This is a genomic window from Streptomyces hawaiiensis, from assembly GCF_004803895.1.
GTDB lineage: Bacteria > Actinomycetota > Actinomycetes > Streptomycetales > Streptomycetaceae > Streptomyces > Streptomyces hawaiiensis.
This window is the reverse complement of record NZ_CP021978.1, coordinates 8,533,673-8,557,151: the sequence shown is the minus strand read 5'-3', so window position 1 is coordinate 8,557,151 and position 23,479 is coordinate 8,533,673. Positions and strand designations below refer to the sequence as shown.

The window sequence follows — 23,479 nt, the reverse complement described above, 5'->3', positions numbered from 1 at the left end:
CCGCGTCGTCTCCATGGAGCGTCCGGCGCGGCCCGCTCCTGCCGCCCTGCGTGGGACGGCTTCCTACGTTGTCGGAGTGCGGGAACCCCCCGTTCGGATGCGTGTCGGCCCCACCCGGAACGCCCCCTCCTCTCGCGCCCGTCGCAGGGCAGCCTCGGCCGAGGCACCCCCGGACCAGGCCGCTCTGCGCTCCTCGGCGTCCAGGGTTGCGCACATCCGCCTCTCGGCGGTGACGCCGCCCGCTTCGCCGAGAACGCATGGCTGGTCACCGGGTACGAGGCCGCGTGGCGCGACATGAGGTCGCGTCAGCTTGCCGAGCAGGCGTTCCGGTCGGCCGGCGGCTGCCTGATGAGCGCGAAGAAGGACCGGCATCGTCCAGATGGCCTCAGCCACCTGAATCATGCCGACGAGGTTCTGGCCGCCACAGTCAAGGACAAGGCGCGGATGCCGCGCTACCGCCTGGTCGAACAGCCCCCTCTTGTCGGCCACTTCCGCTGCAAGCTAAACCTGTTCGAACGTGAGCCGTGTCACAGCAACCGGGGTGCGCCTAAGTTGTCTGCATCACAGCGGAAATGTCCATTTGGCATCCATGCTCGAAACGGACGCCGGATCACATTCTCCCTGTTCTCCCCCGAAAGGTGCCCCACTATGGCCGCTTACCTCTGCCCTCCTGCCGTGATACACGGCGAGCATGCCGTGAAGACCAGCGAGATCGTGGCGGAGGTGGGCGATCGGCACCCACACGCGACGTGGGCGCCGCGGATCGACGGCATCGCGGCCAGTACGGGCATCGAGACCCGCGGCTGGATGCTGCCACTGGAGACCGCCGTCGCACCCGGCGAGGGCAGCGGCCTGCGGGCTGTCGGCATCGCGCCGGCCCAAGAGGCCCTGACGCGGGGCGGGTTCACCCAGCAGGACGTGGACCGCGTGATCGCCGCCCTCGAGACCATACCCGCGCCGCAGACGGTCCAGGAGCGCACCGCGCCGGCCTGGGAGGCCGTGCAGTCCTACGGGGAGCGCGCGGCGCGCGGGGCCCTGCAGACAGCCGGGCTGGACGCCGCGGACGTCGACTGTCTGATCACCAGTCACTCCACCACTCCGGCGCTGCCGGGTCTGGACATGGCCCTGGCCAACCGGCTGCCGCTCCGCAGCGACGTGATGCTGCTGCCGGCCACGCAGTGGGCCTGTATCGCGGGGACCCGCTCCCTGGCGCTGGCAGCCGATCTCGTGGCCGCCGACCCCGACCGGGTGGTCCTGGTCGTGATCTCGGAGGCACTGAGCACGACGTACCAGCCCGCGGACGACACCCTCGAGTCCCTGATCGTCCGGTTGCTGTTCGCCGACACCGCCGTCGCCGCGGTGGTCACGGGCCGCCCGAGGCCCGAGTCGTTGCTGCGGCTGGACTCCGCCTGGCATCACACCCTGCCCGGCACTCAGGACCTGCACCGTCTGGAGACGCGGGCGGACGGCACGCACTTCGTGATGGACCGGCGCGGGCCGCGCGCCGTGCAGGAGACGGTCACCGCGATGTGGGAGTGGCTGCGCTCCCGCTACCAGGACGACCCCGACTCCTGGCACCCTGATGTGCTGCTCGCGCACCCCGGGGGGACCAAGGTGCTGGAGTACATGGAGCAGACGATGCCCGACGCCTGGCCGTCGGGGCTGCTGGACCACAGCCGGGACAGCTACACCAGCGGCAACCGCGGAGGTGCCGCCGTGTTCGACATCCTGCGGCGGGCGCACGACGCCGGGCAGCAGAAGCCCGGCGATCGCGCCGTCCTGTACGCGGCGGCACCGGGTCTCACGGCCACCGCCTTGGAAGGGCAGTGGCTGTAGTGCGCCGAAGGGCGCCGTCCGCACCGTCGGCGGCGGCTGTCGCGCACCCCGCGACCTCCGCGGCGCTCCCCTGGCCCGGCCGCGGCCCCGGCGCGCGCCGCGTCATCTCGCCACTTCCGCCCAGACGACCTTCCCGGTGTCCGTCCACCGCACCCCCCACCGGATGGTGAGCCGGTGCACGATGCTCAGGCCACGGCCGCCGTCGTCGAGCAGGCCGGCACGCCTCAGCCGTGGCCGGCCGTTGCCGGTGTCGCCCACCTCGCACAGCAGGCCGTCACCTGCCCTGATCAGCCGCACCGTGATGGGACCGGTGGCGTAGCGCACCGCGTTCGTGACCAGCTCGCTGACCAGCACCAGCGCGTTGTTCCGGGTGTCGTCCCTGGTACGCCATTGCGCGAGCAGCGCGGCGACCCGCGCTCGGGCACGGGCCGGGGCGTCGTCGCGGGCGGGCAGCCGCCAGGTCGCCGTGTCCCCCTTGCGGTAGCCGATCATCCGCGCGAGCAGCAGGGTCACATCGTCACGCTGAGTCCTGGGCGCCAGTGCGGAGACGATGTGCCGTACGGCCTGCTGCAGAGTGTCCCAGGGATGCACCGTCGCCACTGCGTCCGCCAGCCTGTCCATGCCCTCGTCGATCGACAGGGCGGGGTCCTCCACCAGGCCGTCGGTGTAGAGGGCGAGCACGGAGCCCGGGGGCACGGCGAAGGTGTACACGTCGAACGGCTCTCGCAGCGCGAACTCGGCACCCAGGCCGGGGTGAGGGCGGATCGCGAGCGGGCCCGCGTGCCCGTCCGGGGAGACCAGGATCGGGGGGAGGTGGCCGGCGCTGGACAGCGTCACGTGGTGGCTGACCGGGTCGTAGAGGGCGATGCAGCAGGTCGACCCGAGAGCGCTGTAGCCGGCCGCCAGCCCGGACTCCGCGTCGTCCAGCAGCGTCACGGTCTCGTCCAGGTGCTCCAGTACCTGGTCGGGTGCGAGCCCCGCGGACAGCAGCGCGCGGGCCTCCATACTCAGCTGGCCCATGGTCGCCGCCGCTCCCAGACCGTGCCCGACGACGTCACCGACCACCAGCGCGGTACGGCCGTCGGGCAGCGGGAAACTGTTCACCCAGTCGCCGCCGACGCCCGCACTGTCGGGGGTGGCGGGTCGGCAGACGTTGGCGATCTCGATGGTGTCGCCGCCGGCCCGGGGCAGGAGCCGGCGCTGCAACGCCAGCACCTGCGTGTGCTCGCGCTGGTGCTGACGGGCCAGGTCGACGTGGTGGGCGGTTCTGGCGACCAGTTCCTGCAAGTCGAACAGCTCGCTGTCGCGGAAGGGGCAGTCCGCCCGCCGCCAGACCTCCGCCACGCCCAGGACGACCGGCGGCGCACTGTCCAGGATCAGTGGTATGCACGCCACACCTGCCGACCGGTCACCCGGCACCAGGGCACGCGCCACTCGTGGACTGCCGAAGACCCGCTCGACCGCCTCCCCGCCGGGTATGACGATGGTCTGCGGAGCATCGTGCCGCAGCACCGCCTGGGCCAGCAGGCGACTCGCGTCACCGGGAAGATCGTCGCCCGGAGTCGTGTAGCCCTCGGGCCACACCCGGTCCGGCACCAGGGCCGCCCGCCGTAGCCGGATGCGCCCCTGCGCCCCTGCGGAGACCCCCTCACCCGTCCACACGGCGAAGTCGAGGTCTACGGCGGCCACGTCTCCCCAGGCCAGCAGGGACTCTGCCAGCGACTGCGCGGTCTCGCCGATGTCCAGCGAGGTGCCGATCGCGGTCTCGGCGGCGTAGAGGTGCAGCCTTCTGGCCATGGCGATCACCGAGACCGTCAGGCCCCCCTCCGGCGCCGCGGAGGGCAGGATGCTCATCGAGACCACCAGCTCCGACCCGTCGCCACGCCGCAGGCGCTGGATGCGGGCCACATGCGCCTCACCGCTCTCCATGACCTGCCGCAACCGCCGCGTGACCGTCGGTACGTCCCCGGGGGCAGGAAATCGACGAACGGCCTCCCGGCCCCGGCGTCCAGACCCGCGAACACGGGGGCTCCCAGATTGCAGCGGGTGATGACCAGATCCCGGTCCAGGTTGACCGCGCCGAGGATCTGCTCCTGACGGCCTGCCCCCGGCTTGTCGGGGACCTGCTGGCGCGAGGCACGGTCACCCTGCGCGTCGACCGCTGCCGCTTCCCCTTGCGGGATGTAGCGCCCAAGGGCGCGGCTGACCAGGTCGAACGCCGAGGAGGACGAGGGCGAGGGTGTGGAGTCCATGCGGCTCTCTCAGCAATCCCCGGCGCGGCACCGGGGCCGTGTGCGGACCCGTGCGGTGAGGCCCCGAGCTCCCTGACCGCACACCTCATTGAATAACACCGGGGGCGGCTTCGCACACACCAGCGAATCTCGCGGTGCGTGCGGACAGGAAGGAAACGCCTGCCCCGCTGGTTGCCGCTGCCGCACGAAGAAGGTCAGCTGTGGAGGCGTTCTGGCCCTTGTGCGGTGCCCACAGGCCGCGCATGCGCGATGAGCAGCGCTACGTCGTCGTGGTCGGCGGGACTGCGGAGTTGCCGGAGCAGGCGGTCGCAGGTCTCCTCCGCGGAGCGGCACGGCGGGGAGAGCAGGTGCAGGAGAGCGTCCAGGCGTTTGTCGATGGGGTCGTCGCGGGTCTCCACCAGGCCGTCGGTGTACAGGACGAGCTGATCGCCGGGGTTCATGGCGAGGGCGGAGGTTTCGAAGGGGCCGCTGCCGACTCCCAGCGGGGTGCCGGTGGGCAGGTCGAGCAGTTCGGGAGGCCTGCCGGCCCGTACCAGGACCGGGGGCAGGTGGCCGGCGCAGGCGACGTGCAGTTGGGAGTGGTGCGGGTCGTAGACCGCGTACACGCAGGTGGCGATGTAGGGGTCCAGCCCCTGTGTGATCTTGTCGAGGTGGGTGAGGATCCGGCTCGGGGCGAGGTCGAGGTCGGCGAGGGTGGAGGTGGCGGTGCGCAGCCGGCCCATGGTGGTGGCAGCCGGGATGCCGCTGCCCATGACGTCGCCCACCGCCAGGGCGGTTCGGTCGCCGCTGAGGGGGATGACGTCGTACCAGTCGCCGCCGACCTCGCTGAAGGCCTGCGCGGGCCGGTACCGGGCGGCGATCTCCAGGCCGGGCCGGCGGGGCGAGGGCTGGGGCAGCAGGCTGCGCTGCAGGGTTTCGGCGGCGCTGCGAATGTGCTGGTGCAGGACGGCGTTGTCGATGCTCAGCGCGGCGGACGAGGCCAGTTCGCAGGCGAGGGTGAGATCGTCCTCGTCGAAGGGCTGTGGGTTGCGGGCGCGGGCCAGGCCCATCACGCCGATGATCTGTCCGCGGGCGATGAGAGGGACGGCCATGTCGGTGTGGACACCGGCTTGGGCGAGCAGGCCGGCGGCGGCGGCGTCGGCTGCGATACGGCTGAGCTCGCCGCTGTCGAGGTGGGTGATCAGCAGGGGCTTGCGGGTGCGGAGGCAGTGGGCTGCCGGATGGTCGGCGTGGTAGGTGGTGAGGTGGCCGGGCGCGATGATCGCCTCGGAGGCACCGGTGGGGTAGGCGGTCTTCACCGCCAGGGCGCGGAACAGGGCCGGACCCTCACCACTGTCCGGGCGGCCTGTCCGCAGGACGGAGTCCAGGATGTCCACCGCGGCCATGTCGGCCAGGTCGGGCACCAGGACGTCCGCCAGCTCCTGGGCGGTCCGCTCCACCTCCAGGGTGGTCCCGATGCGGGACGAGCCGTCGGCCATCAGGCGCAGGCGCTGCTGGGCCCGGTCGGCCTGCCTGGCCGCTTCGTACCGGTCGGTGACGTCCACCACCACGTTGGCGATCCCCAGCACGTGCCCGCTGTGGTCCTCCAGCCGGTAGAGGGACACGGCCCAGGCGTGGTCGTGGTCCGGGTCGGCGCGGGTACGGCCCACGACCTGCTCGTCCACCATGGGCAGGCCGGTCCGCAGGACCTCCCGCATCTGGTTCTCCGCGGTCGTGAAGGGCACGCCGGGCAGGATCTCCCGGAAGTGGCGGCCCACGTGGTCGGCTTCGGGAACGCCGTGCATCGAGGCGAGGGCCCCGTTGACGGCCACGTACCGCAACTCGGTGTCCAGGACGGACAGGCCGATCGGCGCCTGGGTGACCAGTTGGCTGGACAGGGCCACGTTGCGCTCCACCTGCCGCACCGTGGCCCTGTCGGTGGCCAGCCCCAGCGCGTAGTGGTCGCCGATGTTGTCCGTCAGCCGCACGTTGCGGAACTCAACCGTCCGGGTGCTTCCGTCCTTGAGCCGGACGGGGAACGATCCGGCCCAGCCTCGGCCGGTCTCCATCACCTCGGCGAACAGTGCCATCCCCGCCTCCCGGTGTTCGGGATGCAGAAGCAGGGTGGCCGCGTACTGCCCGACCGCTTCGTCACCGGTGTAGCCGAACAGTTCCTCGGCCTGGGGGCTCCACATGTCGATCCGGCCGTCGGCCTCCACCAGCACCGCGGCGACGCCCAACAGGTCCATCAGCCCGCTCGGGCCGGAGGCCGCCTCCTCCGGATCACCCGCCTGCTCCGGAGGCTGATTCGCTCGGCTCATCACATTCGCCCCTTAGGCCTGTCGACCTCACCGGGACCCGCCGGGAGAGCGCCGCGTGCAGTCGCACCTCACGGCCCGGCCGACCAGCACGAAGATCCACGCCGTGCCCGGTTCGCTGAGTCGGTCCTTACCCTTCCACCCTTCCACACGTCCCGGCTCCGACCGAGGAGGTCAAGGCCCGCGAGGAGTGATCTCTCCCGTTCCGATCCGGCCGGCGCGGCGTCCGGCACCGTGCCCGCGTGCGGCGAACTCCAGCGGCAGGCACAGCCCCGTCGACGTCGAGGCCGTCGGCCGGCCCGCGCGGCTGAGCACCCGCCCCGGCGTCGGCCGTAGTAGCCCGCCCGTATCCGGTGGCCGCGTGTCCCGCGCCGCGGTCCGGTGGCGGGCCGTCTGGTGCTGCTCACACTGGCCGCATGTCCGATGCGTCCCCGGTCCTCGCGACCGATGCCCGGCGGGTGGCCGTCATGACCGCGCTGACCGTGCCGGCGGGTGCCGTCGACGCCGTGAGTTTTCTGACCATGGGGAAGGTGTTCTGCGCGCTGGCGACCGGCAATGTGCTCTTCTTGTCGTTCGCGCTCGCAGGGGAGGGCGATGTTCCGGTGGCGCGGCCCGCCACCGCGATCGCCGCGTTCATGGCCGGAGCGGCCGTCGCGGGCGTCGTCCTGAAGTGGCTCGGGGAGCGCGGACGGCCGTGGTTCCCGATCGGGCTCGTCTGCGAGGCCGTACTGCTGGTGTGCGCCGGTGTGCTGGCCCTGGTCAAACACGGCACCGGGCCGTCCCCGCCCAGGACGACCGCGGGGTCGTCGCACTCGTCGCGCTGGCCATGGGAGTGCGTGCCTCCCCGCCCTGCGCGTTCATGTACCGGGCATGCCGACGCTGCTGAGTCAGACGGCCATCGCCGAGCTCATCAACGACGTGCTGAAAGGCTCCCGGGCAGCGCTGCGCGGGATGACGGCGAAGCAGCGGCTGGCCCGGACCAGGTGGACGGCCACCGTGGGCGGGATCTTCGGCGGCGGTGTGCTGGGCACGCTGCTGCTGGTACCGCTGGGCACGGGGCGAGCGCTGCTCGTCATCGCGGCTGCGGTGCTGCTCCTGGCGGTGGTGGGCATGATCGCACCGCCAGGCGAGACGGAACCGGTCCTGGGCCGCCCGTGAGCCTGGACGGAGCGACCGTGTACCGGGACCTGGTCGGCACACGCAGCAACCCGGTTCGTGAACCGCGGTTCGCGCTCCCACCGCCGCCTCGGCAAAGATGGGATCATGACCGAGATCCGCACACCCCGCCTTGTCCTGCGCCGATGGCTCGACGACGACGCCGTCCCCCTGTCCGAGATCCATGCCGATCCGGTGGTGATGGAACGCATCGGCGACGGCACGCCGCGCTCCCTGGAAGAGACCGCCCAGGACATCGAGACGTGGGAGGAGGAGTGGGACGAGGAAGGGTTCGGCATGTTCGCCGTCGAGCTCCTGGGCTCCGGTGAGCTGGTGGGCGCCGTAGGCCTGTCCGTGGCCGACGCTCCGGCCGAGATCGCCGGCCAGGTGGCGATCAGCTGGCGGCTCGGGCGGGTGTTCTGGGGGCAGGGATACGCCTCGGAGGCAGCGCACGCCACCCTGGAGTTCGCCGTGCAGGACCGCGGCCTCGACCGGGTGGTCGCCGTATGCCGCACGAACGACGGAGCCTCCGTGAACGTACTCGACAAACTCGGCATGCAGACGGAAGGCACCGCACAGCACCCGGCCCACGGCTACGACCTCGCGGTGTACGGCATCGACCTCACGCAGTACCAGGAATAGCACCCGCGCGGCCTCGTGCGGGCCGGCGATCGCGGCCGGGCGGGCTGCCCGGCCGATCAGCCCTACTTCTTGCTCACGGCCGCGTCGAGGACAGGTCCCAGTTCCCGGGCCACGGTCGTCAGGGCCCGGACGTCCCGCTCGGCCCGGGCGAGAAGGATCGCGCCCTCCAGGCTGCTGATCATGAGCGTGGCGAGTGCGCCTGCCCGCTCCGTGGCCACACCCATCTCTGTGAGTGCTTGGGCGACCGCTCCGGTCCAGGTGGCGAATGCCGCGGATGCGGCTTCCCTCGTGGAGGGGACCGACTCCGCGCAGTCCACCATGGCGGCCGCCACCGGGCAGCCGCCCGCGAAGCCGTCGGCCTCGTACTCGTCGGTCCACTGACGCACCATCGCGGCGAACAGCCCGCTCGGCGTCGGCTCGGGCAGCGCGGCCAGGAATCGGGCGACCCGGCCTGCCGCGTATCCCCCCGCCCAGCCCACTGCCTCGTCGACCAACTGCGTCTTGCCGCCGGGGAAGTAGTGCTGGAGCGAACCGCGTGGCGCCGCCGCGTCGACGGCGACCTCACGCATGCCGGTGGAGGCGACTCCGTCGCGTCGGATGAGCTGGGCTGCGCTGAAGACCATCCGCTCGCGCGGTCCCCGTGCGGCCTTCGCCATCGTCGACCTCCATCAACTCGCTCGCGAACCTACTCGCGCATCCTTCTCGGACTCCACTCTATGACCGCCGTCATAACCACGACTACTATGACCGCTGTCATAGTCGAGGGTGGCGGTGGCGGCTCGGCCTTCGCACGAGCCGGAGGAGGCGGTGCGTCATGGACGTCGGTTTCATCGGTCTGGGAGTCATGGGGCAGCCCATGGCACTGAACCTCGCTCGCACCGGGACACGACTCGTGGTCTGGAACCGCACCCCGGAGCGATGCGAACCGCTGCACGCCGCCGGCGCCGAGGTCGTGGCGAGCCTCGCCGAGGTCTTCGGCCGGGCGGCCACCGTGTTCCTCATGCTGGCCGACGAGACGGCCGTGGACGCGGCGCTGGGACGCGGCACCCCGGACTTCGCCCGGCGCGTCACCGGCCACACCGTCGTCCATATGGGCACGACCTCGGCCGAGTACTCCCGCAGCCTCCAGGAGCACATCCGGGCGGCGGGCGGGCGTTACGTCGAGGCTCCGGTCTCCGGCAGCCGCGTCCCCGCCGAGCGAGGCGAACTGGTGGGGATGCTGGCGGGTGACGACGACGCCGTGGCGGCCGTACGGCCCCTGCTGGCTCCGGTGTGCCGGGAGACGTTCGTGTGCGGGGCCGTCCCGGGTGCGCTGCTGCTGAAGTTCTCGGTGAACCTGTTCCTGATCACCGTGGTCACGGGCCTTGCCGAGGCGTTCCACTTCGCCGAGGGGCACGGCCTTGACCAGCATCTCCTCCGGGACGTCCTGGACGCCGGTCCGATGGCCAGTGCCGTCTCCCGGATCAAGGCTCCCAAGCTCCTGGAGCGCGACTTCTCGGTCCAGGCGGCCGCCGCGGACGTCCTGAAGAACAACCGCCTGATCGCCGAGGCCGCCCGCAAGGCCGACCTGGCGTCCCCGCTCCTCGACGTGTGCCACGCCCTCTACGACGACACCGTCCAACGGGGCCATGGCGGCGAGGACATGGTGGCCGTCCTGCGCGCCCTGGAGGCCCGGACCGCCGACGCACCGCGCCGCTGAAGCACGGCCTCGACGACGTGAGGTCAGGCGTGGGACAGCGCGAAGGAGACCAGGAAGCCGCTGACCGTGACCAGCCCGATCGCCAGGTGAGCCTCCTGGAACGCCTCGGGGATCATCGTGTCGGCGATCATGGCCAGGATCGCACCGGCGGCCACGGCCGTCACCCCCGCGATCACGGTGGGCGAGAAGCTCCCGAGGACGGCGTATCCGAGGACCGCGGAGGCTGTGCTCGCGACCGCGATGGCGCCCCACACGCCGAAGACGTAGCCCTTACCGCGCCCGGCCTTCTTCATCCCTGCCGAACTGGACAGGCCCTCCGGGATGTTGCTGATGAACACCGCCGCGACCGTCACGAGGCTGACCGCCCCACCGTCGAGCAGGCTGACGCCGATCACCGCCGACTCGGGCACTCCGTCCAGCAGCGCGCCCAGCGCCAGCGCCAGGCCCGAGCCGCTGTTCTTCTCCTCGGACGGCTGGGTCTGCTCCGCGTGATGGCCCGATCGCTTGCGATGGCGGGCGCCCCGGCCTGCCAGCCACAGATTGCCCAGCGTGTAGGCCGCCGCCCCGGCCAGTGTCCCTACCGCTGCCGGGCCCAACCCACCCTGTTCGTAGGCTTCGCCGACCAGCTCGAAGGAGACGGCCGAGAGAAGCACGCCGGCACCGAAGGCCATCACCAGGGCGATGACCTTCTGCGACACGCGCATCCCAAAGCCGAACACCGCTCCCAGCAGGAGCGCACTGCCTGCCAGCAACCCCCAACCACCTGCTTGAATCACTTGGGACATGCAGGGCCGTGTACCCGCGCGGGCGTGATCGGCACTTGTGGGGCCGGTGACCTTGTGCACTGTTCAACGGGCAGGCGGGCCGCCGGGAGGGGGACGGCAACTGGCCGACCGGCGTGGCCGGGTGGAGGCCTGCCGCTGCCGGGGGCGGGACGAACTGGCTGCTCGGGCGCGGCAGACGCACAGTTCACGCGAAGGTGACGCGCATGTGGCCCTCGGCCAGCACCTCGAGGACGAGGGCGACCAGGTCGTACGGTTCGCCCTCCGGTGTCAGGACGTGGGACAGATGCTCGCGGGCGGGCGCGACGTCCCGCCAGAGAAGGGTCGCGGGGGCGGTGTACCCGAAGTTGCCGCGCAGACAGTCCGCGAGCGCGTCCACGCAGCCGCCGAAGTAGCCCCCCGGTCCGTTGACGGCCTCGCCGAGTGCCAGGAAGAGGCTGGGCGTGTCGGTGATGTGCCGGCCATCCAGCTGGTACTGCTGTCCGGCCGGTCGGCCCTGGTGCTTGAGCCGGCAGCCCCGTTCGCGGACGAGCTCGAGCCATGCCTCACGCTGCCGGGTATCCAGGCCGGCCCAGAGGCCGGGGGTCTCCGGGGGGCCGGCGAGCCAGCGGTTCCAGATGGGACGGGCGTGTCCGGGGACGGGCCTTTCGAGCTCTTCGTCGAGTTCCAGGTCGATCAGATCCGCCCCGTGGGAGGACGGGCGCCACGCGCGGATCCTGGTGGGCCGCAGCAGCCGGTCGGTGAGCGGCTCGCCGCCGTCGTCCCGGATCTCCAGCCGGGCCTCGCCCAGTTCCAGCGCGCGCCGAGTTCCCGTCGCCAGTGCCTGCCGGAGCCGATCCCCCGCCGAGAGGCCCCGCAGGACGAGCGAGGGGGCGGCTTGCTCGCCGGGCAGGACCCGCCCGAACTCCCGGCACGAGCCCAGCCACCGGTACCCGTCGTGCACACGGACCGGAGCCCGGTGTCCCTCCGGCGGGCCCATGTAGTCGTCCATGCCCGTGAGCACGAGAGCATCCGTACGCGGTGGCTGTCGGAGGCTTTCCGCGTCCTCCAGCAGCCAGGGATCGATCGTCCTGTCTTCCGGTACCAGCCACACCCCGGATCCGACCCAGCCGCGCACCTCGGCACCGTCCGGCATCCAGCCGAAGAGTTCGTAGGTCGCGCGCCCGGGCTCCCCGAAGAGTCCCTCCACCTCGGCACAGACACCCCAGACGTGGCCGTGCTCCGACTCCGTCAGGGCGTACCGTCCTTGCCCGCTCTGCCCCCTGCCCCCATTCACGGTGGGCATCATGCCCTGATCAGGAGAAGACCGCGAAGCTCTTTTTCGCGCGAGGACGAGCCGCGCAGGCGCTTCGCCTGCCTTGCGCCGTTCGAGCGGTTGGGGCCTCGGGTGGTGGGCATGGCGATGAGTTTCGGAAGCGCGCGGGGTCTATGGATGCGACGGTCACCGAAACGCACGCGGGCCGGAGAAGACCGCCCGTCTGAATTCCCACGATCGACCGCTCGCGAGGAGAACCACATGACCGCCACCTATACCTTCGACGTCTTTTCCAGCCTCGACGGCTACGGGGCCGCCGGCGCCGACTGGACCGGCTACTGGGGTAAGCAAGGACCCGAATTGCTCGACCACCGCCTCGCCCTTTACAACGAGGAGCAGCGGATGGTCTTCGGGGCCAACACCTATCGGGCCTTCGCACAGATGCTGGCTTCCAGCACTGAGGAATCCGACGTGCGCGACCCATGGGTGACGCGGATGCGGAACCTGCCGACCACGGTGGTGTCCACGACGCTGGAAGCCCCCCTCGACTGGCCGAACGCGACCGTCGTGAGCGGTGACGCCGTCGACGTCGTCGCCCGGCTCAAAGAGGAGTCCGGGGTGCCGTTGCGCTCCCACGGCAGCCTGTCGCTGAACCGCGCACTGATGGCCGCCGGACTGGTCGACCGCTTGCAGGTGACGCTCTTCCCCGTCATCACCGGCCGGACCGGGCTGGACCCGATTTTCCAGGATGCGGCGGACTTCGATCTGGAGCTGGTCGAGAACCGGACGCTCGACGGTCACATTCAAGAACTCATCTACCGCCCCACTCTCCACTGAGTGGTGCGGCCGGCCCGCTTCGGGTCCGATGGTGAACTGCCCTTCGTGGCCTCGACCCAGACGGGAGCCTGCTCGCCAGGGGTGAGACTGGTGAGGGGAGCCGTCCACGCATGGGGCTGGATGTACGGCCACAACACCAGCAGCGCCAGCCCGGCGGCGACGACTACGAGATGCCGATGAAGGATGCCTGCGCCACGACGGTCTTGCCCATGACTGCGACGGCGTGGAGGAGGCGTCGCGGTTCCGACCCCGACCGACGCCAGGCGTTCACACGCGCAAGGGCTGAACCGTCCTCGAACGGCGGAGTGGTCACATCCGCTTCGAGGCTTCACGAAACCTCTCTCGTGACGGCTGGGTCCACTGCCTGACGGCCGACCTCCCGCACTAGGCGCTGGCGTGGCGACTCCAAGCCGTCCTGCGCGGAGCGGCATGGTGCGCAGGCTCGGCCGAGTGGTCAGCCTGCTGACGCCTCAACCACAGGGACGTCATGGCCAGCAGAGCAGCGAAGACCACGACAAACACCACCGATACCCACATCTGCCGGCTTCCGGGGTCGTCCCATCCCGCCGACGCGGCCGAAACAGCCCACAAGACGGCACCCCCGGCGTAGAACGTGCGCATCCGGCGCAGCTGCCGCAGGGCTCGTACGGACTCAGCGTGATCATTTTCCGAAGTCATGCCGACGCAGGTACCCCGATCTGCGCCGCCTATCAGCCGGTGTCGGTCGCCCCGTGGTGTTCGTGGAGGTACGGCTCGTCGAGAGGGCCGGAGGTTCTCGTCGACATGGAGCCGGCGTCGTGATCAATCGTCGGAGTGCCGGCGCGCGAGATGGACGGTGATGTGGGCGGCCATCTCGACCTTGTCCGGGAGAACCCGCATGATCCGGCTGAACGCCTGCTCTCGCTCCGAGGCCGGCAGGATGAGGTAGGCCGAGATGGTCGAGAGCTGGCCTACGTAGTCGCGGGCGCTCATCGTCAAACGCCGTTCGATCTCGGCCTGTTGAACGTCGGTGAACCACTCGGACCGTTGCAGTTCGCTCCCCGGCCACTGCATCTCATGATCCGGAGGCGTCCCGTCGGGGGACGGAATCTCGTCGCTGGCCAGGAACGGTGCTCTCGCCGCGTGAACGGCTTCCTCCACGGCCGGGTCGGCCAGTCGGAAGGGCCCGCCGAACGAGGCGAACACGCCACCTGGCTCCAGCAGCGCGGCGATGCGTGACCAGCGGCCCGCCGGGTTCGTCCAGTGCAGCGCTGCCGCCGCGTAGACCAGACCGTACCGCTCACCCGGCCGCACGTCCTCGAACGCGGCTTGCACCGTTGTGACGTTCGCCGGCACGTGCTTGCGCAGCTCGGCGAGCATGGACCCGTCAGGCTCGGTCGCGGTGACAGCGATCCCCCGTTCAGCGAACAGCCGGGTCGCCTTGCCCGTCCCGGCTCCGATCTCGAGGGCAGTCGGGACCGGACGGCCCGCGTACGCCCTCACCAGCTCGAACAGCTCCACGGGGTACCCCGGCCGGAACCGTTCGTATGCTTCCGCCACCACTCCGAAGCTCAGCGCACGACCAGACATGGCGAACATCGTGACACGGGCCACGCCGGCTCGGGTCGGGGGGCGTCGGGCGGGGGGGCCGTCAGGCGGGGGAACGTCGGGTCGGGGGTTCAAGAGCCGCGGGCGTGGTGGTCCAGCAAGCGAGTGAGCAACTGGACGAACTGGTCGCGTTCGGCCGGGCTCAGTGGTGCGAGGAGTTGGTCCTGGAGGTCGTCCAGGACCTTGTCCAGGCGGCGCAGGTGGCGGCGGCCTCGGGGGGAGATCGTAACGACGTTGCGGCGCCGGTCGGCGGGATCCGGCGCCCGCTCGACGAGGTCACGCTCGGCCAGTTCGTTCAGCACACCGACCATGTCGCTGCGGTAGATGCCGGAGCGCCTGCTCAGCTCCGCCTGGCTGGCCGGCCCGTACTCCTGCAAGGAGGCGAGCACGGCGTAGTGCCACTTGCGGGCGTCGTCACGGGCCAGCCCCTCGGTGATCAGCCGGTCCGACCGCATGGTCAGCCGCGACAGCAGTCGGCTCACCCTCCGACGCAGCCTGTCGGGCGTCTTGAGCGCGCCGTCGTCGGGCACGTCCGCTGCTTCGGCTCTGATCACGGCACCGACCCTATCCCGTTGTGTTAGTCCGACTAACGATGTACGTTCACCCGAGCCGGAAACGTTAGTGTCACTAACGCCAGTGGTGTGAATCTCAAGACGGGAAGATGTTGCCCACCAAGACACTGCAGATCCCCACCGCGGACGGCCGGGCCGACGCCTTCGCCGCCTACCCCGACCGGGGCGAGCGGCACCCTGGGGTGCTGATGTATCCGGACGGCTTCGGTATCCGGCCGGTGCTGCGGGAGATGGCCCGCGAGCTCGCCGGGCACGGGTACTACGTGCTCGTCCCCAACGTCTTCTACCGGCACGGCCCGGCACCGGTGATCGAACTTCCTGAGCACATCGGAGAAGAGGTCCGGCCCGCGATCTTCGCCCAGTTGATGCCCTTGATCGAGGCGCACACCGCCGAACGCGTCCTGAGTGACGCCGACGCCTACCTCGGGTTCCTCACCGCCCAGCCCGAGGTCGGCGCCGGACAGGTCGCGGTGACCGGCTACTGCATAGGCGGCCTCCTGGCGATGCGCACCGCCGCGGCCCACCCCGGCCAGGTGGCCGCCGTCGCCGGGTTCCACAGCCCCGTAGGGGTAGACGGGCCCGCGAGCCTGCACCGCCTCCTGTCCGGGCTCACCGCCGAGGTCCACCTGGGCCACGCTGAAACCGACCTGACACCCGAGGCCCTCGGCGAGCTCAACCATGCACTGGATGCCGCAGGTGTCGACTACACCTCCGAGATCTATCCCGGCACGGTGCACGGCTTCACCATGTCCGACACCGACGCCTTCAACGCGTCGGCCCGGCAGCACCACTGGGACCGCCTGCTCCCCCTCCTCGACCGCACCGTGTCCAGCAGCTGAGGCTACGGATCATGCTGCCTTGTTCTGGATGGCACACTCTCGCGGGAAGGCGGAGCCTCCAGGGTGCAGACCGCGGGGCCTGTCGATGTCGTCAGCCCAGCGCCTCTCGTAGCCAGGGCCGTTCCGCCCGGCTGGTGGCGCGGGCGATGGTGAGCATGCCACGACGGTAGGGGTCGTCGGTGTCCTCAGCGCGCAGTGGGCGCGCCCCGTCGTGGAAGAAGCTCGCGGGCTGTACACGTCGTACCTGTTCGAGCCGCAGGCGTACGACGCTTCGGGGACATGGCCGTCATGGCGACACGGTGTCCGAGTGAGGGCGCCCGGGAGGGCTCAAGGCGTTTCAACTCGCCGCGGTCGGTGGGGTGATGCCGTCGATCAGGTTGGAGACCAGGGCGACGACGAAGTCGTCGGTCACCGGCTCGTCCGGGATCAGCATCCGGTGGTAGACGGCGCCCCAGAGCTGGTCGACGAGGATCTGGACGTCGACGTCGTCGCGGATCTGTCCCTGCTCCTTGGCGCGTAGCAGCCGCTCACCGGCCAGTCGTCGGCGTCCGGAGGAGTAGAGGGAGCGGAAGGCGGTGGCCAGGTCCTCGTCGGTCTGGGACTGTCCGATCAGCTCGGTGACCACCCGCCCGGCCGGCGTGCCGGTCATGATGTGGGCGAAGGCACGCAACTGGCGGGTGAGGTCGGCTCGGATGTCGCCGGTGTCCTCGAAGGCGAGGGCCTCCTCGACGGCGTGGAAGTAGCCGTCCAGGGCGAGGGCGCCCTTGGAGGGCCACCACTTGTACAGGGTCGTCTTGCTGACACCGGACAGGCGGGCCACCCGCTCGAAGGTCAGGTCGGCGATTCCCTCCTTCAGGAGCACCTCTCCGACCACGCGGAAGACGTCCGCGCGGACCTCGTCGGCCGGGCGGCGCCCACGCCCGCGGGCCGGGCGCTCGGCGGCGCCCTCGGCCTGCTTCGTCACGATGTCTCTCCCTTGCGTGTCCAGGTCGGATCAGTGTGTGAGGCGGACGGCCCTGAGGTCAGGCCAGTCCGCCGTTGGTGTAGAGGACCTGTCCGTTGACCCAGCGGGCCGGGCCGGCGAGGAAGGCGACCGACTCGGCGACATCGCGTGGTTCGCCCAGCCGCTCCAGCGGGGTGGCCTGGGCGAAGTGGGCGATGGTGGCCTCGTCCTTGCCCTCGAGGAACAGCGGGGTGGCGACCGGGCCGGGCGCGACGGTGTTGACGGTGATGTCCTTGCCGCGCAGCTCGCGGGCGAGGATCAGCGCGATGCTCTGCACGGCGGCCTTGCTGGCGACGTACGCCCCGTAGGCGGGCAACTGGGTGCGGGTGACCGATGTGGACACGTTGATGATCGCGCCGCCGCGGCGCACTCGGCGGGCCGCCTGCTGGGCGACGACGAAGGTGCCCCGGATGTTCGTGCGGTGCATCCGGTCCAGGTCGTCCAGGTCCAGGTCGGCGATCGGCGCGAGCACCATGATCCCAGCGGTGTTGATCACTACGTCGATCCCGCCGAACGCCGTCTCGACGGCGTCGAAGGCGGCGCCCATCTCGTGTTCGTCGGCGACGTCACCGCTGACGGCGATGGCCTGGCCGCCGGCTGCGGTGATCTCCTCGACGAGCGCTTCGGCCTTGGCCTTGTTGCCGGCGTAGTGCACGGCGAGGGCGAAGCCGTCCGCGGCGAGCCGCTCGACGACGGCTTTACCGATGCCGCCGGAACCGCCGGTGACGAGCGCGACGCGGCGGGTGGTGCGGGGTGTGCTGGTCATGGTCCTTCTCCTCCGCACTGATGGAAGTGAACGGTGAGTCCATATAAGCAAGATATGAACGTGCTGTCCATATCTCAGCTCATGATCCTTCACCGTGCCGCTTCCCGCACCGCCGGCCTCGAGCCCCTCCGCCTCGGTCGCATGGCACGACGGGACGCAGCGGCCAAGGCAGTCCTCAACCGGGCAGAGTGCTCTGGATCGAGCGGTGTGATCGGGCCGGGCCCTTACCAACCGGTGACAGAAGTGTCAGCGGGGAGTCGCGACCCCCGTCCATGACTCCCCTGTGCGCTCGGTCCACTCCCGGGCCGCCTCCGGGCGGCAGGTGAGCAGCGGAGCAGGGCAGCGATGGGACCGCGGATCTCCGGACCGTCCCCGCGCGTGAACTCGAAGTCGGTGGCGACGAGCCGGGCCTTCGCCGACTCGTTGCTCACCGTGGGCGCAGGTGCTCGATCGCGACACGGTGCTGCTCGGCCGGTCGCCGGGCGATCAGCGAGCGGTGGCATGCCCCGGGAGGAGTTGAGCCCATTGCCCCTCGACGCGGAGGCGGGCTCGTACTCGCCGGTGGGTGTGGATGTCGGTGGGCATCACGCTCTGCTCTGTCGAACGGGCGTCGGCGGGTCTGACGTCTCGCCTGCTCGGCGCCGGTCACCTTCCGCATCCCGGCGCGTCGTTCCAGGCTGTCGGCGTCTGTGCTGGTCAGCGCCTGTTTCAGCGTTCCAACGTCCCAAAAAGACCGCCGTTTGTGGCGGGTGGGACGCATCGCGGAAGAGGCTGAGGCCGTCCAAGCAGTCCGCTGGACACACCCACTTCGCACCATGGAGATCTCGATGCGTTCGCGTTTTGCCGCCCCCTCCGCCCGCCTCGCCCTGGCCGCAGTCGCCGCGGTGGCCGTCACCGCCACCGCGACCGCCACGGCCACGGCGGACAGCCGAAGCAGCACCGTGCGGGCCTGCGTGACCAAGGACCTGACGTACAAGGTCAGCCTGAAGACGCAGGCGGGCGGCTACTTCCTCGTCACCGCCAAGGCCAAGTCCGGCGTCACCTGCTACCTGGAGGGCGTCTTCCCCTCTGCCTCCTTCGGCTCCTCCGCCGACACCGAGGTGTCGCCGGCCGAGCATGCGGTCAGCGAGCGGGTCACGCTGTCCGGCTCCACCGCCGCCTACGCCGGCATCAACCCCAAGACCACGAACGACGACCACGGCAGGCAGTTCGACTTCCTCCACCTCTCCATCGCAGGCGACGAGACCAACGTCGTCACCCTCGCCCTGCCCGAGACCGCCACGGTCGACCGGCCCATCGCCACCAACTGGCACACCGACCCCGCCGACGCGGTCCCCTTCTCGGGCTGACGCCCCGCGTCGGGCGCCCGTGCCGAGTCCGATGACAGCAGCGTCCCTGCTCGGCGGGGCGGCTCCGTGCCCCCTGCCCTGGTGACGAACCGGCGCCAGTCGCCCCCGGCCGAGGGTCACACCGTCGGCCGGGGGCGCGGCCTGTCCTGGACCGCACTGGCCGTTTTGCCGTAACGGCAAGGTTCGTGCCGAATCTTGTGTGCCTGGCAAGTCTGAGCGCATACCGACACTGGGAGCTGTCCGGGCGATCATGTGACCGCCCCGTGCCTGGGTCGTTGTTGTGGGCACGGAGGCGGGGCGATCTGACAGATGCCGAGTGGAAACGGCTGCGGCCGTTCCTGCCGGTGAGCAATGGACGTTGTGGCCGATGGCGGGATCATCGGCAGGTGATCGACGGGATTCTGCACCGGGTGCGGACCGGCGTGCAGTGGCGGGATCTTCCCGAGAAGTACGGCCCCTGGAAGACCGTCTATGAACGCCACCGCCTGTGGTCGGCCGACGGCACCTGGGAGCGTCTGCTGCAGCAGGTCCAGGCCGCCGCCGACGCCGCGGGCGAGATCGACTGGGACATCTCAGTGGACTCCACCATCGTGCGGGCCCATCAGCACGCGGCCGGTACCCGGGCCGGACCGCCGCCGACGCCCGCCCGAGTTCCGACTTCACGAAGCGACTGGCCGATACGCCAGGGCCTGATCGACCACCTCATCAGCCGACAGTTCCCGCTCAGGCGGCCAGAAGACTTCGTTGTGTGTGCACGGAAGTTGGTCAGTTGTGCACCAGGCCGCCTTGGATGGCCGGTGCCTTGTGTGGCGGGTGCCCAAGGACGCATCCTGATCTCTGTTCAGGAGTGGGTCACGGGTGTGGGGGAGGGCTTGTGGGAGGAACACGTCACCGCGCCGTCGTCACGCCGGGTCGGGGACAAGCGGCACCTGCGGTTGGCAAGGCTGGGGTGCTCGATGCCTCGGTCGTGGCGCCGCCAGAGCGACGGGACACGATCCGGCACGCGCTGTGGGAGTCCTTCTCCCGGGTCGACATCGACCATCACACCTCCCCGGAGGACATTGGGGCCCGCATGGGACTCGGCACTGTGGGCCCCATGAAGGTGTGCTCGGCTCAGGGAACCCCGGTCAGCTTGCGCCGTACGGCGCGGCTGGCCCGCGAGGACCACGAGCCGGCGGTCTTCCTCGGTCTTCAGGTGACGGGGACCAACCAGGTCGGGCAGTACGGCCGTCAGTGCGTCGTCGGGCCGGGGAACCTCGTGGTCTTCGAATCGACCGCGCCGTACACCCTGCGCTTCGAGCAGAGCTTCGGCTACCTCTCCCTGCGCATCCCGCGCGAGGCGCTCGCACTTCCGCAACGCACGCTGCGGAAGGCCGCCGCCGTCACGCTCGGTCCGGGCAACCCCACCGCACGCCTGGCCTTCACGTACTTCTCCCAGCTGGCCACCAGCGAAGAACTGCGCGCCGGGACATACGCCGAGTCACTCGTAGGTGCCAGCGTGGAACTTCTCCGGGCCGTAGTGACCTCCCAGTTGGGAGACTCCGTCCCCGGCAGGGCCGCGTCAGATGAGATGCTTGGTCTGCGCATCACCCAGTACATCGGCGCTCACCTGGCCGACCCGGGCCTGTCGGCCCCGCGCATCGCCGCAGCGCACGGCATCTCCGTCCGCCACCTCTACAACGTGCTGTCGCGGTTGGGCATCAGCCTCGGGGGCTGGATCCGCACCCGCCGCCTGGCCGAGTGCAGACAGGAGCTGGCCGGCCCCAGCGGCCGGGTGCAGACCATCGCGAGCATCGGCCGCCGCTGGGGTTTCATGGACGCCACCCACTTCAGCAAGGCGTTCAAGCAGGTTTACGGCATCTCACCACGGGCCTGGCGCGAACTACACCACCCCACGCCTTCACGCCGTTCGAGCCCCTCATCCTTGGAGACCCACACCACGACAGCTTCCGGGCCAGGGCTGTAGATCTGGCCCGGAAGCCGAAGCACAGGAGTTGTCACCGGCGGATCCGGATGAGCCAGCGGTAACCGGTCGCGTGACCTGCCGGACCACGTGGTCTGGCCAGCGTGCAGCACACCCGCGGCTGCGCGGCCGGGTTGGAGGTCACGAAGGTTCCTGCATGGCTGCCCGGATCGAGACGGGGGATCGACGTCGCTTCGCCGGCCAGGACGGATTCCGCCACGGCGCGATCGATCGCCGCGAGGAGCGGACGGATCGGGTCATCGTCACCGGCCTCCCCCGACGGGTCGAAGGACTGCACCCCACCGAACAGCAACATCACAGCCCGTCAGTCCGAGGCCCCCGCGAGGAGGGTGCGGCCGGCCGCGAACAGTCGTGCGCAGCGCTGCGTCATGGCGTCGGGCGACTGGTCGGGGTGACCGACCCACCAGCGGACCAGTGCGGTGCACAGACCGCGCCAGGCGTATGCGAGGGCGTCGGCGTCCAGCGGGTCGCTGGATCCGGCCGTCCGCAGAAGGTCGGCGGTGCCGGTCGCGGCGAGGTCGTCGACGGCACGGCGGTAGTACGCCGCGCGGCGGGCGGCTTCACTGTCGGGCGGCAGCGTGGCGTCGTAGAGGACGAACCACCCCTCGCGTTGCCCGTCCAGGGCGGTGAACAGAGCGTGCAGCACCCGCAGGGAGGTGGGCCGTGCGGCGGAGGCGGGTTCGGTCATGGCGGTGCGGATGGCGTGCAGGAGCCGGTCGCCCACGGGGTTCAGACACGCGAGGTAGAGCTCCTGCTTGCTGCCGAAGTAGTGGTGCAGCAGGGGCTTGGTGACGCCGACCCGGGTGGCGATGGCGGCCACGGTGGTGGCTTCGTACCCGCGGCGGCCGAACTCCTCGGTGGCCGCGGCCAGGACCTGTTGCTCACGAGCGGCCCTGGGGACTCCTTTGGTGCCGGCCTTGGAAGGAGGCGTTGTCATGAGACGAATATTACCCTACGGTAATTTTCCTTAGAGTAAATTCACCGGCTCTCGCTGGGAGCACACGCATGCCTGCCTCACCCTCCGGTCACGGCACCTCCCGCTCCCGCTCCTGGTGGGGCTGGGGCTATGCCGACGCCCACCCCGACGACGCCGAATGCATCGCGATGGGCGCCCTGTTGCCGGGCACCCTGGCCCGCCCGTTGCCGATACCCCGTGTCGCCGACCTGTCGATGCCCCGACCCGGCGTGACTCCTCCGCCCGCGCTGACGCACCTCCTCACCGCCGATCCCGACGTACGCGCCGCCCACGCCATGGGCAAGGCCTACCGCGACATCATCCGGGCCCTGCGCGGCCGGCCGGGCCGGATTCCCGACCTGGTCGCCCGTCCGACCGACGACCGGGAGGTGTCCGACCTGCTGGACTGGGCCGGTGGGCAGGGCGTGGCCGTCATCCCCTTCGGCGGCGGCTCCTCGGTGGTCGGCGGCGTGGAGTACCGGGGTGACACGCACCGTGCCGTGCTGTCGCTCGACCTGACGTCGATGGACCGGGTCCTGGAGATCGACACCGCCGGCCGCTCGGCCCGTATCCAGGCCGGGGCGCTCGGTCCGGTGCTGGAGGAGCAGTTGCGGCCCCATGGCGTGACCCTGCGCCACTTCCCGCAGAGCTTCGAGTTCTCCACCCTCGGAGGCTGGCTGGCCACCCGGGCCGGGGGCCACTACGCCACCGGCCGCACGCACATCGACGACTTCGTGCAGTCCCTGCGCGTGGTCACGCCTGCCGGATCGGGCGCGTCCTGGCGGCTGCCCGCATCCGGTGCCGGGCCGTCACCCGACCGCATGTTCCTCGGCTCCGAGGGTGCGCTCGGGGTCATCACCGAGGCGTGGATGCGCCTGCAGGAACGCCCGCGCCACAGAGCCTCGGCGTCCGTGGCGTTCACCGGCTTCCGGCCGGCGCTGGAGGCGGTGCGGGCCATCGCCCAGTCCGACCTCTCCCCCGCCAACTGCCGCCTGCTCGACCCCGGTGAGGCGCTGCTGTCCGGCGCCTCTCACGACGGCTCCTCCGTCCTGATCCTGGGCTTCGAGTCCGCCACCAGTCGTGTCGACGACCGCCTCGCGAGCGCCCTGGAGCTGGCCCGTGCTCATGGCGGCCGTGGCGGGACGCCATCGGCGGACCGCGACTCCCCGGCCGACGCGGCGGTGAGCGCCTGGCGCTCGGTGTTCCTGCGCATGCCCTATCTGCGCGACGGTCTGGCCCGCATGGGTGCCGTTGTGGACACCTTCGAGACCGCCGCCACCTGGGACAGGGTTCCCGCCCTGATCGACGCCGTCCGCACCGAGGTCGGCTCCGCCGCCTCGAAGGCCACCGGGCATCCGGCCACCGTCAACTGCCGCCTGACGCACGTCTACCCCGACGGGGCCGCGCCCTACTTCACCGTGGCCGTCGCCGGCCGCCCCGGCGACGAAGTCCGGATCTGGGACGACATCAAGGCTGCCGCGAGCGACGTCCTGCACCGCTACCGCGCCACCATCACCCACCACCACGCCGTCGGCCGCGACCACCGGCCCGGCTACGACCTCCAGCGCCCGGATCCCTTCGCGCTGGCGCTGCGCGCCGCCAAGGACGCCCTCGACCCCCGGCGTATCCTCAACCCGGGCGTCCTGATCGACTGACCAACCGCTCCTGG

At 70.8% G+C, this 23,479-nt stretch carries 18 protein-coding genes and 6 pseudogenes; 11 read left to right on the top strand and 13 right to left on the bottom strand.

Going from position 1 to position 23,479, the window contains the following annotated elements; genetic code table 11:
- Positions 1–648 precede the first annotated feature (648 nt).
- The gene (locus CEB94_RS38810; RefSeq protein WP_175436602.1) at positions 649–1,836 is read left to right on the top strand and encodes a beta-ketoacyl-[acyl-carrier-protein] synthase family protein; all 1,188 of its coding nucleotides are present in this window, start codon (positions 649–651) and stop codon (positions 1,834–1,836) included.
- A 102-nt stretch (positions 1,837–1,938) separates the two neighbouring features.
- On the opposite strand, the pseudogene CEB94_RS38805 reads toward CEB94_RS38810, so the two are convergent.
- Positions 1,939–4,088, bottom strand: a pseudogene (locus CEB94_RS38805) (SpoIIE family protein phosphatase).
- A gap of 194 nt (positions 4,089–4,282) precedes the next feature.
- Entirely contained in the window at positions 4,283–6,388 is a 2,106-nt protein-coding gene (locus tag CEB94_RS38800; protein ID WP_175436601.1) for a SpoIIE family protein phosphatase, read from the bottom strand.
- A gap of 413 nt (positions 6,389–6,801) precedes the next feature.
- Here CEB94_RS38800 and CEB94_RS42370 point away from each other — a divergent pair.
- The 3 genes and pseudogenes from CEB94_RS42370 to CEB94_RS38785 all read left to right on the top strand — a co-directional run.
- Positions 6,802–7,083, top strand: a pseudogene (locus CEB94_RS42370) (DUF1275 family protein); the annotation flags it as partial.
- A gap of 172 nt (positions 7,084–7,255) precedes the next feature.
- Positions 7,256–7,543 (top strand): hypothetical protein, encoded by a 288-nt coding sequence (locus CEB94_RS38790; protein ID WP_175436600.1) that lies wholly within the window; start codon positions 7,256–7,258, stop codon positions 7,541–7,543.
- Between the two features lie 105 nt (positions 7,544–7,648).
- The gene (locus CEB94_RS38785; RefSeq protein ID WP_175436599.1) at positions 7,649–8,182 is read left to right on the top strand and encodes a GNAT family N-acetyltransferase; all 534 of its coding nucleotides are present in this window, start codon (positions 7,649–7,651) and stop codon (positions 8,180–8,182) included.
- A 62-nt stretch (positions 8,183–8,244) separates the two neighbouring features.
- On the opposite strand, the gene CEB94_RS38780 is transcribed toward CEB94_RS38785, so the two are convergent.
- Complete coding sequence (locus CEB94_RS38780) at positions 8,245–8,838, bottom strand: TetR/AcrR family transcriptional regulator (RefSeq protein ID WP_175436598.1); 594 nt, start codon at positions 8,836–8,838, stop codon at positions 8,245–8,247.
- On the opposite strand from CEB94_RS38780, the gene CEB94_RS38775 reads away from it, so the two are divergent.
- Positions 8,823–9,881, top strand: coding sequence for an NAD(P)-dependent oxidoreductase (locus CEB94_RS38775; protein WP_246112056.1), 1,059 nt, complete (start codon positions 8,823–8,825; stop codon positions 9,879–9,881). The two genes, CEB94_RS38780 and CEB94_RS38775, sit on opposite strands and share 16 nt — an antisense overlap.
- Positions 9,882–9,904: 23 nt before the next feature.
- Here the strand turns inward: CEB94_RS38775 and CEB94_RS38770 are convergent, their stop codons facing one another.
- Positions 9,905–10,666, bottom strand: a complete 762-nt coding sequence (locus CEB94_RS38770) for a ZIP family metal transporter (protein WP_175436596.1) — start codon at positions 10,664–10,666, stop codon at positions 9,905–9,907.
- Between the two features lie 184 nt (positions 10,667–10,850).
- On the bottom strand, positions 10,851–11,951 hold the full coding sequence (locus CEB94_RS38765) for a barstar family protein (RefSeq protein WP_175436595.1): 1,101 nt from the start codon (positions 11,949–11,951) through the stop codon (positions 10,851–10,853).
- Between the two features lie 228 nt (positions 11,952–12,179).
- Here CEB94_RS38765 and CEB94_RS38760 point away from each other — a divergent pair, with 228 nt between their 5' ends.
- On the top strand, positions 12,180–12,755 hold the full coding sequence (locus tag CEB94_RS38760) for a dihydrofolate reductase family protein (RefSeq protein WP_175436594.1): 576 nt from the start codon (positions 12,180–12,182) through the stop codon (positions 12,753–12,755).
- Positions 12,756–13,556: 801 nt separating this feature from the next.
- On the opposite strand, the gene CEB94_RS38755 is transcribed toward CEB94_RS38760, so the two are convergent.
- Both CEB94_RS38755 and CEB94_RS38750 read right to left on the bottom strand, forming a co-directional pair.
- The gene (locus CEB94_RS38755) at positions 13,557–14,348 is read right to left on the bottom strand and encodes a class I SAM-dependent methyltransferase (RefSeq protein WP_246112054.1); all 792 of its coding nucleotides are present in this window, start codon (positions 14,346–14,348) and stop codon (positions 13,557–13,559) included.
- Between the two features lie 65 nt (positions 14,349–14,413).
- Complete coding sequence (locus CEB94_RS38750) at positions 14,414–14,896, bottom strand: MarR family winged helix-turn-helix transcriptional regulator (RefSeq protein ID WP_175436593.1); 483 nt, start codon at positions 14,894–14,896, stop codon at positions 14,414–14,416.
- Positions 14,897–15,006: 110 nt separating this feature from the next.
- On the opposite strand from CEB94_RS38750, the gene CEB94_RS38745 reads away from it, so the two are divergent.
- Positions 15,007–15,753 (top strand): dienelactone hydrolase family protein, encoded by a 747-nt coding sequence (locus CEB94_RS38745; RefSeq protein WP_175437352.1) that lies wholly within the window; start codon positions 15,007–15,009, stop codon positions 15,751–15,753.
- Positions 15,754–15,844: 91 nt separating this feature from the next.
- Here the strand turns inward: CEB94_RS38745 and CEB94_RS41430 are convergent.
- From CEB94_RS41430 to CEB94_RS38735, 3 genes and pseudogenes are all read right to left on the bottom strand, one after another.
- A pseudogene (locus CEB94_RS41430) lies at positions 15,845–16,024 on the bottom strand (PadR family transcriptional regulator); the annotation flags it as partial.
- 66 nt (positions 16,025–16,090) lie between these two features.
- The gene (locus CEB94_RS38740; protein WP_175436592.1) at positions 16,091–16,717 is read right to left on the bottom strand and encodes a TetR/AcrR family transcriptional regulator; all 627 of its coding nucleotides are present in this window, start codon (positions 16,715–16,717) and stop codon (positions 16,091–16,093) included.
- A 58-nt stretch (positions 16,718–16,775) separates the two neighbouring features.
- Entirely contained in the window at positions 16,776–17,522 is a 747-nt protein-coding gene (locus CEB94_RS38735; RefSeq protein ID WP_175436591.1) for an SDR family oxidoreductase, read from the bottom strand.
- Between the two features lie 827 nt (positions 17,523–18,349).
- Here CEB94_RS38735 and CEB94_RS38730 point away from each other — a divergent pair.
- Positions 18,350–18,871 (top strand): DUF4232 domain-containing protein, encoded by a 522-nt coding sequence (locus CEB94_RS38730; protein ID WP_246112053.1) that lies wholly within the window; start codon positions 18,350–18,352, stop codon positions 18,869–18,871.
- Between the two features lie 278 nt (positions 18,872–19,149).
- Positions 19,150–19,494, top strand: a pseudogene (locus CEB94_RS38725) (IS5 family transposase); the annotation flags it as partial.
- Between the two features lie 36 nt (positions 19,495–19,530).
- Here the strand turns inward: CEB94_RS38725 and CEB94_RS41425 are convergent.
- Positions 19,531–19,611, bottom strand: a pseudogene (locus CEB94_RS41425) (e9imm peptide); the annotation flags it as partial.
- Between the two features lie 209 nt (positions 19,612–19,820).
- Here CEB94_RS41425 and CEB94_RS38720 point away from each other — a divergent pair.
- The gene (locus CEB94_RS38720; RefSeq protein ID WP_425472523.1) at positions 19,821–20,837 is read left to right on the top strand and encodes an AraC-like ligand-binding domain-containing protein; all 1,017 of its coding nucleotides are present in this window, start codon (positions 19,821–19,823) and stop codon (positions 20,835–20,837) included.
- A gap of 178 nt (positions 20,838–21,015) precedes the next feature.
- Here CEB94_RS38720 and CEB94_RS38715 read toward each other — a convergent pair.
- Both CEB94_RS38715 and CEB94_RS38710 read right to left on the bottom strand, forming a co-directional pair.
- Positions 21,016–21,147 (bottom strand): annotated as a pseudogene (locus CEB94_RS38715) (TetR/AcrR family transcriptional regulator); the annotation flags it as partial.
- Between the two features lie 12 nt (positions 21,148–21,159).
- The gene (locus tag CEB94_RS38710; protein ID WP_175436588.1) at positions 21,160–21,792 is read right to left on the bottom strand and encodes a TetR/AcrR family transcriptional regulator; all 633 of its coding nucleotides are present in this window, start codon (positions 21,790–21,792) and stop codon (positions 21,160–21,162) included.
- 68 nt (positions 21,793–21,860) lie between these two features.
- Here CEB94_RS38710 and CEB94_RS38705 point away from each other — a divergent pair, with 68 nt between their 5' ends.
- Positions 21,861–23,465 carry an FAD-binding oxidoreductase gene (locus tag CEB94_RS38705; RefSeq protein WP_175436587.1) on the top strand — a complete coding sequence of 535 codons (1,605 nt, stop codon included), beginning with the start codon at positions 21,861–21,863 and terminating at the stop codon, positions 23,463–23,465.
- Positions 23,466–23,479: the final 14 nt, after the last annotated feature.

Bases quoted from the DNA above. Each gene is read 5' to 3' on its own strand.
- CEB94_RS38810 (WP_175436602.1), top strand. From the start codon at position 649: ATGGCCGCTTACCTCTGCCCTCCTGCCGTGATACACGGCGAGCATGCC.
- CEB94_RS38800 (WP_175436601.1), bottom strand. From the start codon at position 6,388: ATGAGCCGAGCGAATCAGCCTCCGGAGCAGGCGGGTGATCCGGAGGAG.
- CEB94_RS38790 (WP_175436600.1), top strand. From the start codon at position 7,256: ATGCCGACGCTGCTGAGTCAGACGGCCATCGCCGAGCTCATCAACGAC.
- CEB94_RS38785 (WP_175436599.1), top strand. From the start codon at position 7,649: ATGACCGAGATCCGCACACCCCGCCTTGTCCTGCGCCGATGGCTCGAC.
- CEB94_RS38780 (WP_175436598.1), bottom strand. From the start codon at position 8,838: ATGGCGAAGGCCGCACGGGGACCGCGCGAGCGGATGGTCTTCAGCGCA.
- CEB94_RS38770 (WP_175436596.1), bottom strand. From the start codon at position 10,666: ATGTCCCAAGTGATTCAAGCAGGTGGTTGGGGGTTGCTGGCAGGCAGT.
- CEB94_RS38765 (WP_175436595.1), bottom strand. From the start codon at position 11,951: ATGATGCCCACCGTGAATGGGGGCAGGGGGCAGAGCGGGCAAGGACGG.
- CEB94_RS38760 (WP_175436594.1), top strand. From the start codon at position 12,180: ATGACCGCCACCTATACCTTCGACGTCTTTTCCAGCCTCGACGGCTAC.
- CEB94_RS38735 (WP_175436591.1), bottom strand. From the start codon at position 17,522: ATGACCAGCACACCCCGCACCACCCGCCGCGTCGCGCTCGTCACCGGC.
- CEB94_RS38730 (WP_246112053.1), top strand. From the start codon at position 18,350: ATGCGTTCGCGTTTTGCCGCCCCCTCCGCCCGCCTCGCCCTGGCCGCA.
- CEB94_RS38710 (WP_175436588.1), bottom strand. From the start codon at position 21,792: ATGACAACGCCTCCTTCCAAGGCCGGCACCAAAGGAGTCCCCAGGGCC.
- CEB94_RS38705 (WP_175436587.1), top strand. From the start codon at position 21,861: ATGCCTGCCTCACCCTCCGGTCACGGCACCTCCCGCTCCCGCTCCTGG.